Source organism: Streptomyces sp. NPDC020362 (genome assembly GCF_040642095.1).
GTDB lineage: Bacteria > Actinomycetota > Actinomycetes > Streptomycetales > Streptomycetaceae > Streptomyces.
On sequence record NZ_JBFAET010000264.1, the window covers coordinates 1 to 9,827 of the forward strand.

Consider the following 9,827-nt stretch of genomic DNA (forward strand, 5'->3'; position numbering starts at 1 on the left):
TCTTCGCGGTGTTCAAGACCGTCTGCTACGTGGAGCACGAACAGCTGACGGCGACCAGCGAGGTGGTCGACACCGGCGAGATCATGGTGTTCATACGGTGGCGGAGCGCCGCGCGGGAGGTCGCCAGCGAGAACGCCACGTCCTGGAGGGGAAGTTCGGGCCGTTCACGCAGGAACCCCGCCAGGCGCCGTGCCTGGGCCCGCAGTGCCTCGGGGCTCCCGCCGGACAGCAGCAGCGGCGGCTCGGGAGCGCCGTGGGAGGTCCCGTGGTCGGGTTCCTCCTGCACGGGGACCGCTTCTTCGAGGATCACGTGGGCGTTGGTTCCCCCGATGCCGAAGGCGGACACGGCGGCGCGGCGGGGGCTTCCGGGTGCGGGGCGCCACGGCTGCTCCCGGGTGAGCAGCCGTACGGTGCCCGAGGACCAGTCCACGCCCGCTGACGGCTCATCGGCGTGCAGGGTGCGCGGGAGCAGTCCGTGCCGCATCGCCAGTACGGTCTAGATGACGCCGGCGATGCCGGCCGCTGCCTGGGTGTGGCCGATGTTGGACTTCAGCGATCCCAGCCACAGCGGCCGGTCGGCGGGGCGGTCGTGGCCGTACGTGGCCAGGAGCGCCCGGGCCTCGATGGGATCGCCCAGCGGGGTGCCGGTGCCGTGGGCCTCGACGGCGTCGATGTCGGCCGGGGCGAGCCCGGCGGAGGCCAGGGCGTCGCCGATGACCCGCTCCTGCGCGGGGCCGCTCGGCGCGGTCAGGCCGTTGGACGCGCCGTCGCCGTTGACCGCGGAGCCGCGGAGCACGGCCAGCACCGGATGGCCGTGACGCCGGGCGTCGGCGAGCCGCTCCAGCAGGACGAGGCCGGCTCCCTCGCCCCAGGCGGTGCCGTCGGCCGCGGCCGAGAACGGCTTGCACCGCCCGTCGGGCGCCAGGCCCCGCAGCCTGCTGAACGCGACGAACGGCACCGGGCCGGCCATGACGGTCACCCCGCCGGCCATGGCCAGTGAGCACTGGCCGGAGCGCAGTGCCCGCGCCGCCCAGTCAAGCGCCACCAGCGAAGAGGAGCAGGCCGTGTCCACCGTCACCGCCGGTCCCTCCAGGCCCAGGGTGTAGGCGATGCGCCCGGATGCCACGCTGCCCGCGGAGCCGAGCGCGAGGTGGGCCTCGTACGGGTGGCCTCCGCGGTGCAGCAGGCGGCCCGCGTAGTCGCCGTGCATGATGCCGACGAAGACTCCCGTGTCACTGCCGCGCAGGGTGCCGGGGGCGATCCCCGCCCGTTCCACGACCTCCCAGGCAGTCTCCAGCAGCAGCCGCTGCTGCGGGTCGGTGGCCTGTGCCTCCCGCGGGGACATGCCGAAGAAGTCGGCGTCGAAGTCGGCGGCGCGGCGCAGGAAGCCGCCGCGGCGGGTGACCGAGGTGCCCGGCCGGTCCGGGTCGGAGTCGAACAGTCCCGTCAGATCCCAGCCCCGGTCGGCGGGGAAGGCGGAGGTGGCGTCCGTGCCGTCCGCGATCAGCCGCCACAGCTCCTCCGGCGAGGAGACGTCGTCCACGAGTCCCGGGTATCGGCAGGCCATGGCCACGATGGCCACCGGTTCGTCGGGCGGCGGTGTGCCGTCGCGGGTGCCGGGCCGGGCTCCGTGGGCCGGCGGGGACGGGGCGCCGAGCAGCGCGTCGTACAGGAACTCGGCCACCGCGTCCGGCGTCGGACGGTCGAACACGAGGGTCGCGGGCAGCTCCAGGCCGGTCAGCGTCCCGAGCCGGTCGCGCAGCAGCACGCCGTGCAGGGAGCCGAGCCCCAGCTCGGTGAAGGCCTGGCCCGGCTCGGGGTCGGTGCCCTCCCCGCCGCACGCCTCGGCCGTGGCGTCGAGGACGAGGCTCAGCAGGGCGTGGCGCTGCTCCGGAGCGGGCAGCGCCAGGAGCCGGGCCCGCAGTCCTGCGGCGGCGTCCCTCCGTCCGGTGACGAGGGCCTCGGCCAACTGCCCGGCGAGAACCGCCCGTTGGATCTTGCCGGAGGAGGTACGGGGAACCGAGGCACCCAACAGGATCTCGTCCGGCACCTTGAAGGCGGACAGCCGCTGCCGGCATCTGGTCCGCAGCCGCGCCGGGTCGACCCCGTCCGGCCCGGGGACGACGAACGCCACCGGAACCTCCCCGAGGATGTCGTGCGGCCGTCCCACCACCGCCGCGTCCGCGACGCCGGGACAGGACAGCAGCAGCTGCTCCACCTCGACCGGGTTGACGTTCTGCCCGCCACGGATGATCAGGTCGCTCACCCGGCCGGTGACGCACAGCCCACCACCCGGCTCACGGCGTCCGAGGTCACCCGTGCGGTACCAGCCGTCCCGAAGGGCCCGGTCCGTACTCTCGGGGCGGTTGTGGTATCCGATCATCAGACTGGGGCCGCGAACCCAGATCTCGCCCTCGTCACCGTCCGCGGCGCCGTCTCCCGACACCGGGTCGGCCACCCGGACCTCGACTCCGGGCACGGGCTGCGGCACACGTTCCGCGGTCGGCACATCGAGCCGGTCGACCGCGATCTTGCCGCAGGTCTCGGTGGCACCGTAGCCGTCCAGCAGTGGCGCACCCAGCAACTCCTCGACATCGAGGCGCAGTTCCCCGGGGCAGGGCGATCCGGCGGTGACGCACAGCCGGAGCCCGCCCGGCGGACGCGGGACCTCTCGCAGCGCACGGACCAGGAGGTGGTAGGTGGCCGGGACTCCGGCAAGCACCGTGAACGGTCCCTGCAGCGGCTGCCGTTGCAGGGCCTGCGCGATGTCCACCCCCCTGTCCAGGAGGTAGGCGCTCGCGCCCGTGGCAACCACCCCGAGGATGCACAGCGAATAGGCGTAGGCGTGGTGCATCGGCAGCGGCCACAGCAGCCGGTCCTCCTCGGACAGGCCGAAGAGCGGCGCGTAGGCGGCGGCTGTGGACCACAGCAGGGCCCCCTGGCTCGCCACCACGCCCTTTCGCTCGCCGGTGGTCCCGGAGGTGTAGAGGATCCAGGCCGGTTCGTCGAGGCCGAGATCGTCGCGCGGTGGACTGCCGGGATCGGTCCGGGCGAGTTCCTCGTACGACACCGTGCCCTCGGGCACACCGGCCGGAAGCGTCTCGGCACCCACGACCACCAGGCGCAGCGTCGGCTGCCCGGCCACGACGCGTGCCGCCCGCTCCAGCAGCGAGGCCTCGATCACGACCGCCGCCGCCCCGCCGTCGCGCAGGACATGGGCCACCTCGGCATCGGTCGCGCCCGCATCGAGCGGCACCCCGACCGCACCCGCGCGCACTGCTGCCAGGCAACTCTCCACCGTCTCCACGCGGTTGGGCAGCCAGAACGCCACCCGGTCGCCACGGCGCACACCCAGCCGCGCAAGATGCCCGGCGATCCGCGCCGTACGGTCGTCCAATTCCGTCCAGGTCACGCCCCGGCGCACATCCCGGAAAGCGGTCCTCTCCCCCGCCCGTGCCGCATGTGCCCGTACCGTTTCGACCAACGGACGGACCAGCTCCCCGCGAACCCCCGCCATTTCCACCCCTTTTGGGCGCCTTCCCCGACGCTCATCGACTATAGGTACACGCACTGACAACGGCCGTGAGGACTTCCTGCGCACCAACCCGGGGGCGTCGGCCCGCCTGCCTCCGGGTGAGGCCTGCCCAGCGCCGGCCCAGCCGGTAAGAGCGTCCGCCGGCAGGCACGGGTTGCGTGGGCGCGCGTCCGGGGTCGGAAGCGGTGTCAGAGGGGACATCCCGCATCCGGGCTGACTGGTGATCAGGCATGACCACCGCTTCCGAGAGAAGGGGCCCGTACCGGATCGCCCCGCTCCTATGCGAGGTCGCAGCGCTGAAGAACCCGGACCTGTCCTGGGATCCGCAGGAACCGGACGGCTCCGCCGATCTGGAGGACTACGACGTGTGGGAACTGTCCGAGGACCACTCCTTGGCCGAGCTTCCTTACGCGGAGATCGTGGTCACCATCAGCGATGCGGGTTGCCTGGAGCACATGGTCGCCGGTATGCGCAGGTCGACCACGATGACGGGGCACGTGCGCCGAGAGTCCCGACCATGCAGAACGAAAGGGCGGCATTCCCTGAGAAGTGCCGCCCTTCGCTTGTCCGTCCCGGTCTCCGTCTCAGTCGGCCAGGACGCGCGCGGTGTCCGGCACGACTTCGAGCCTGTCGTCCAGCCAGTCGTAGATCCGGGCCAGGGCCAGTCGCTGAGCGCCGGCCTGGCAGTGGGCGTCGGCACCCTCCTCCGCCGTGAACTCCAGGAAGGTCTTGGGGCAGGTCAGGTCGTCATAGAGTTGCCTGGCCTGGCCGGCGAAGAACAGGTCCTCGGCCGCCTCGCAGATCAGGGCGGGGCACCGGATCTGCGACGCGATGCCGTCACGGAGGTGGTAGTCGAGGTAGGCGGCGCCGAACGCCCGGGGGGTGGCCGCGCCCATGACGTACATGCCGTGGTGGATCGCCCAGCGCAGCACGGGGTTCTCGGTGGTCATCCGGTCGAGCAGGGCGTCGAGTTCCGGGTCGGAGTCGGCGCGCAGGCGACGTTCCGTCTCGCTGCGCTCACCGGGCAGCAGGTTGGTGACGGCCGGACCCAGGTCGTAGACGCCGTCGAGGGCGACCACCGCCGCCAGACGGTGGTCGAAGGCCGCCGCCCTGGGGGCGAGGAGGCCGCCCATGCTGTTGCCGAGCAGAGCGACCCTCCGGCTGTCGACCTCGGGCCGCTTCATGGCGAAGTCCAGCACCGGACCCACCACGTTCTCCCAGTCGGGGCGGAAGACCAGACCTTCGCGGTGCAGCGGTCCCGGCTGGCCGGGACCGTCGAAGGCGAGCACGGTGTAGCCGCGCTCGACGCCGGCCATCGCCCCGAAGAAGTGCATCTCCTCCGCGGTGCCGTCGAAGCCGTTGTGCATGACCACGGTGGGGCGGGGGTCCCCCGAGGTGTCGGCCCGGTAGAGGTAGCCGGGCAGTGTGGTGCCCTCGTACGGGATCTGGACCGGCTCTATCCGGGGGCTGAAGAGGGCTGCCGCCGACCGGAAGCAGGCCACGGAACGCTCGTAGGCGTGCTCGTGCCGGGGGTCGCAGGGGTGGCCGTGCAGGAAGAACTCGGCCGACCGGTAGTAGTTCGAGGCCCGCAGGAAGCCGTCCCGGGCGCTCACCGGGTGGCCCGCGTCCAGGGCCCATGCGGCGTCCTCGGCCAACCGGTCGGCCGTGGCCAGCCACGCGTCGTGCCAACTGCCGTAGTCACCCTCGGTGATACGCCGGCTGGTGGCGACCACCTCGCCGAAGTCGGCTCCGCCGTAGGCGATATGACCGAACGAGCGCAGGGTCTCGTACCAGAACTGGGCGTCACCGGGAAACAGCAGTCGTTCCATGAGACTTCTCCTTGACGTCGGTGTTGACGTGGGGGACGGCCGGCGGTCACGCGGTGGCAGCTGCATGCGACTGCGTGCCCACGCGTCCGGTTCGGCATCCGCGGCTGGGGCAGAGCTCCACCGAGTGACTGCCGGCCGCCGTCAGCGCAGCGGTTGCCCTGCGGGTGCCGGCGGCGAGCCCGGCCGGGGAGCTCGGGAGGCCGCCTGCTCCGTGTGCACGCATGCAGGGCTCATGGAGCACAGGCTCCCCGCGGGTGGTGTCCACTTTCCAGGCCGGACAAGGGCGGTAGCTGTCCAGTGCTGTCCACTTGCACTCGAAGCAGCGCAATGCCGGCGTCGGCAGCGCCTCCCAGGCCGGCAAGGCCCGGACGGACCAGCCAGGACGTCGACAAGAAGCGGCAGTGCGGCGTCGGCCGGTGCTCTCCGCTCGCCCCGGGCCGAGATCGTCCCGGTCGGTGACGTGCCGCACCAAGGTGCCCTCGATCCACTTCTGCCAGGTGATATGAACCCGGTCCGGGAGGAACGGCTGTCAGCCCGGTTCCCACCCCGCCACCCGCACGTCCCTTATTGTGGCGTTTTATACAGGAATCCCGCGGACGGGACGGAGTGCGGGACGTGGCGTTCGCAGAGTCGGGCGGTGCCGGCGAGACCCCGCCCTCGCCCGTCTCGGGCCCTGGGTCCGATCAGCCGCGCTTCGCACCGCTGCTGGCGGTGTGCGCCGGGTATTTCATGGTGATCCTCGATGTGACCGTCATCAATGTCGCCGTGCCGGTCATCGGCCGAGAGCTCCGGGCCTCGCTCACCGGCATCCAGTGGATCACCGACGGCTACACCCTGGTCTTCGCCGGGTTCCTGCTGACCGCCGGCGCATTGGGCGACCGGCTGGGGAACCGGCGGGTCTTCTGCTCGGGCGTGGCGGTGTTCACGGTCTCCTCGGCCGCGTGCGCGCTCGCGCCGACCGCCCTCTTCCTGGTGGCGGCCCGGCTGGTGGAGGGACTCGGCGCGGCGCTGATCGTCCCGGGTTCGCTGGCCCTGCTCCAGCAGGCCTACCCGGCGCCCGCAGCACGGTCGCGGGCCTTCGGGCTGTGGGGTTCGATGGCGGGCATCGCCGCCTCTGCCGGACCACTCCTGGGCGGGCTGCTGGTCTCGACGGTGGGCTGGCGGTGGGTGTTCCTCATCAACCTGCCCGTCGGCGCCGCGTGCCTGGTGCTGACGCTGCGGCACGTGGCACGCTCGCCCAGGCACACCGAGCGGTCCCTGGACTGGCCGGCACAGTGCGCGGTAGTGGCGGCGGTGGCACTGCTGACGGCCGCGCTCAACGAGGCCGGGCGGCGGGGCTGGTCCGACCCGGCCGTCCTCGCCGGAGCGGGCCTGGCCGCACTGGCCGTCGCGGCGTTCGCCCTGCGCGAGCGGCTGGCCCGGACTCCCGCCCTGCCGCTGAGCCTGTTGCGTTCGCGTGCGATGAGCGGCGGGGCCGCCATCGGCATGCTGTTCAACCTCGGCTTCTACGGCATGGTCTTCACCGCCAGCCTCGAATTCCAGCACCAACGCGGTTTCAGCGCTCTCCGCACAGGAGTGGCTCTGTTCCCGGCGGTGGCGATGACCACGTTCGCCTCCGTCCTGTCCGGGCGGCTGAGCCGCCGCACCGGCCATCGTCCGCTGGTGATCTCCGGCATGCTCCTGGCCGCCCTGGGCCTCGCAGCCTGGGCCGCCGCGGGGCCCGATCCCGCCTACGCGCTGCTGGTGGCTCCGATGATGGCCGCGGGTTTCGGCACGTCCTTCGCTCTCACCGGCTCGACGGCCACCATGATGGCCTCCGCACCCCCGCAGTACTCGGGAACCGCCTCCGCGCTGTTCAACACCACCCGCCAGCTCGGCAGCGCCATCGGCGTGGCGCTCGGCGGCAGTCTGCTCGCCACGGCAGGCAGCTACAGCGTCGGACTGCGCACCAGCATGGCCATCGGCGCACTCGCCTACCTGACCGCCGCGGGCCTTGCATGGCTTTGCATCCCGGCCGAGCCCACGAAGGCGGCCTAGGACCCGCGCGCCGGCGCTCTCCCCGTCATGGCCCTGCTCATGGAGTTGCCCGGCCCTGCCCGCAGCCGACGGGGCCCATGCGCTGCGGGAGGCCCGGGCATCCCTCGATGAAGCTCCTGCCGAGACCGCCGTCCGTCACAGCGGGCCTCAACGGAGAAGGAACGAGGCGGCCCGGCGGCGCCGCAGCTGCACGCGCTGACGGCACCGCCGGGCCACGGTGTTCTCGTGCTGCGCACGAGTGTGGGGAGGATTACCTACTCCGTCACCTTCAGCAGCTTGTTGGGCGTTCCGCTGCTCGGGTTGGTGATCTTGCCACTGGTTGCCGCGCGGGTCAGCGCGGAGGCGACCTGGGCAGGAGTGGCGTCCGGGTGTCCGGCCAGATAGACGGCCGCGGCTCCGGTGACGTGGGGCGTGGCCATGGAGGTGCCCGAGATCGTCTTGGTCCCGTCGTCGCTGCCGTTCCAGTCGGAGGTGATGTCCGAACCCGGCGCGTACAGGTCCACCACCGAACCGAAGTTGGAGAAGTCCGACTGGGCGTCGCCCTTGGTGCTGGATGCGACCGTGATGGCCTCGGGGACCCGGGCCGGCGACGACTGCCCTGCGTCCGCCGACTCGTTGCCGGCGGCGACCGCGAACGTGACGCCCGACGCGATGGCCTTGCTGACCGCCTCGTCCAGCGCGGGGTCGGCGCCACCGCCGAGGCTCATGTTGGCCACCGACGGCCCGTGATGGTTCTTGGTCACCCAGTCGATGCCTGCGACGACCTGCTCGGTGGTTCCGGAGCCGTTGTTGTCGAGCACCCTGACCGCGACGATCTTGGCCTTCTTGGCCACACCGTGGGCAGTGCCGGCGATGGTTCCGGCGACGTGGGTGCCGTGACCGTTGCCGTCGTCGGCCGTGTTGTCGTTGTCTACGGCATCGAACCCGGAACTGGCGCGGCCTGCGAAGTCCTTGTGGCTGATGCGTACGCCGGTGTCGATGACGTACGCGGTCACGCCCTCCCCGGCCTTGTCCGGGTAGGTGTACTTGCCGTCGCCCGCGGTGTCCGCCTGGTCGATGCGGTCCAGGCCCCAGGACGGCGGGTTGTCCTGCGTGGCGTCGATGTGGAACTTCTTGTTCTGCACCACCTTGGCCACCGCGGGGTCGGCAGCCAGGCGCTTGGCCTCCGTCTCGGTGAGTCCGCCGGCGGAGAAACCGTTGACCGCCGAGCCGTAGGTGCGGCTGAGCTTGCCGCCGTACTCCGTGGCCAGGTCCTTCTTCTCGGCCTGGGAAGTCTTCTGGTCCAGGAGGACGACGTAGCTGCCGGCCACGGCCCCCTCGGCGTTCAGGCCGTAGACCGTCCCTTCCGCAGGCGGCTTCGCCTGGGCGGCAGGGGACACGTACAGGGCGGTACCGACGACCGTTGCGACGGCCGCGACCGCGGTGACGGTCCTGGCCTTGCCTATGCGTTTGTAATGCGCCGTCAAGAGGGGTCTCCTCGAAGTGTGGGGGGATTTACGTTCAAGCGGCAGCGTTCTGTCCGCGCTCAGGAGCGTGCCGACTTGTCGCGAGCAGATCAATCCCCGACTGGAGCGACGCCGCCCCGTCGACGTGCGATCTCCACAGGACTTACGCAAACACGAGGCAACCGGATGGCAAACATGCAGCCCTGAAAGCTGGTTGAATCACCAAGAGATGGTCAAGAATTATCCGTGGCGATTTCTTCACCGCCCGTTCACGCGCCCGACGTCGGGGCCCGCCGATGTCGCCGCGCGCGGTCACATGGTGGTCGCGCGTGATGTGATGCTCCCCGCCTCCGGGGTCGACCCGGCGCACGGCGCGCCGACCGCCCGGGGCACCATCGCGGCCGCCGCCTGGGGCACGTGCTGCCACTTCACAGGAACGCTGTCCTGACGGCTCATCAGCGGGCGCTGTCGAGAACCTCCGGCGACGTGCCCTCTCAGTGCTCCGCCGCCAACGGGACCTTCGCAAGAGCCGGTTCACCGGGGAACTCCGGCCCACGACACGGGTCGGGACGGGTGTTACAGGGACAAGAACTCGGGCCTGCCCGTCCGCCCGGCGGCTCACTGTGGACCCGACAGTCCTCCGAAGCGAGCCGGGCCCGGGTGTCCGGGCCCGGCTCTGGGCCGGCCCGGGAGCGCCGCCGAAGGCCACACTCCCAGGCCCAGCATCTTCCTTGTCGCTACCAGCGGTGTTCGGCGAGGACGGCTAGCCCTCGTCGCGCCGGTGCTCCGCCTTCTCGTACTCCGGGTGCGACTTCATCGGCTTCATCGGCTTCATCGGATGCGCCGGGTACTCGGGCTTCATCGGAAGCTCGGGCTTCATCGGGTGCTCGGGCTTCATCGGAAGCTCGGGCTTCATCGGGTGCTCGGGCTTCATCGGAAGCTCGGGCTTCATCGGGTGCTCGGGCTTCATGGGGAGCTCGG

3 protein-coding genes and 2 pseudogenes are annotated in these 9,827 nt (G+C 71.6%); 1 reads left to right on the plus strand and 4 read right to left on the minus strand.

All coding sequences use genetic code 11. The features are described 5' to 3' along the window. Nucleotides 1-94 precede the first annotated feature (94 nt). Together AB0H32_RS43535 and AB0H32_RS43540 are read right to left on the minus strand one after the other, a co-directional pair. Nucleotides 95-3,517: pseudogene (locus AB0H32_RS43535) on the minus strand (beta-ketoacyl synthase N-terminal-like domain-containing protein); the annotation flags it as partial. Nucleotides 3,518-4,119: 602 nt separating this feature from the next. Continuing rightward, on the minus strand, nt 4,120-5,364 hold the full coding sequence (locus AB0H32_RS43540; protein WP_361133689.1) for an alpha/beta fold hydrolase: 1,245 nt from the start codon (nt 5,362-5,364) through the stop codon (nt 4,120-4,122). Between the two features lie 702 nt (nt 5,365-6,066). Here AB0H32_RS43540 and AB0H32_RS43545 point away from each other — a divergent pair. Next, complete coding sequence (locus AB0H32_RS43545; protein WP_361133692.1) at nt 6,067-7,401, plus strand: MFS transporter; 1,335 nt, start codon at nt 6,067-6,069, stop codon at nt 7,399-7,401. Nucleotides 7,402-7,655: 254 nt separating this feature from the next. On the opposite strand, the gene AB0H32_RS43550 is transcribed toward AB0H32_RS43545, so the two are convergent. Both AB0H32_RS43550 and AB0H32_RS43555 read right to left on the minus strand, forming a co-directional pair. Beyond that, the gene (locus AB0H32_RS43550; protein WP_361133695.1) at nt 7,656-8,786 is read right to left on the minus strand and encodes a S8 family peptidase; all 1,131 of its coding nucleotides are present in this window, start codon (nt 8,784-8,786) and stop codon (nt 7,656-7,658) included. Between the two features lie 823 nt (nt 8,787-9,609). After that, nucleotides 9,610-9,827 (minus strand): annotated as a pseudogene (locus AB0H32_RS43555) (hypothetical protein); the annotation flags it as partial.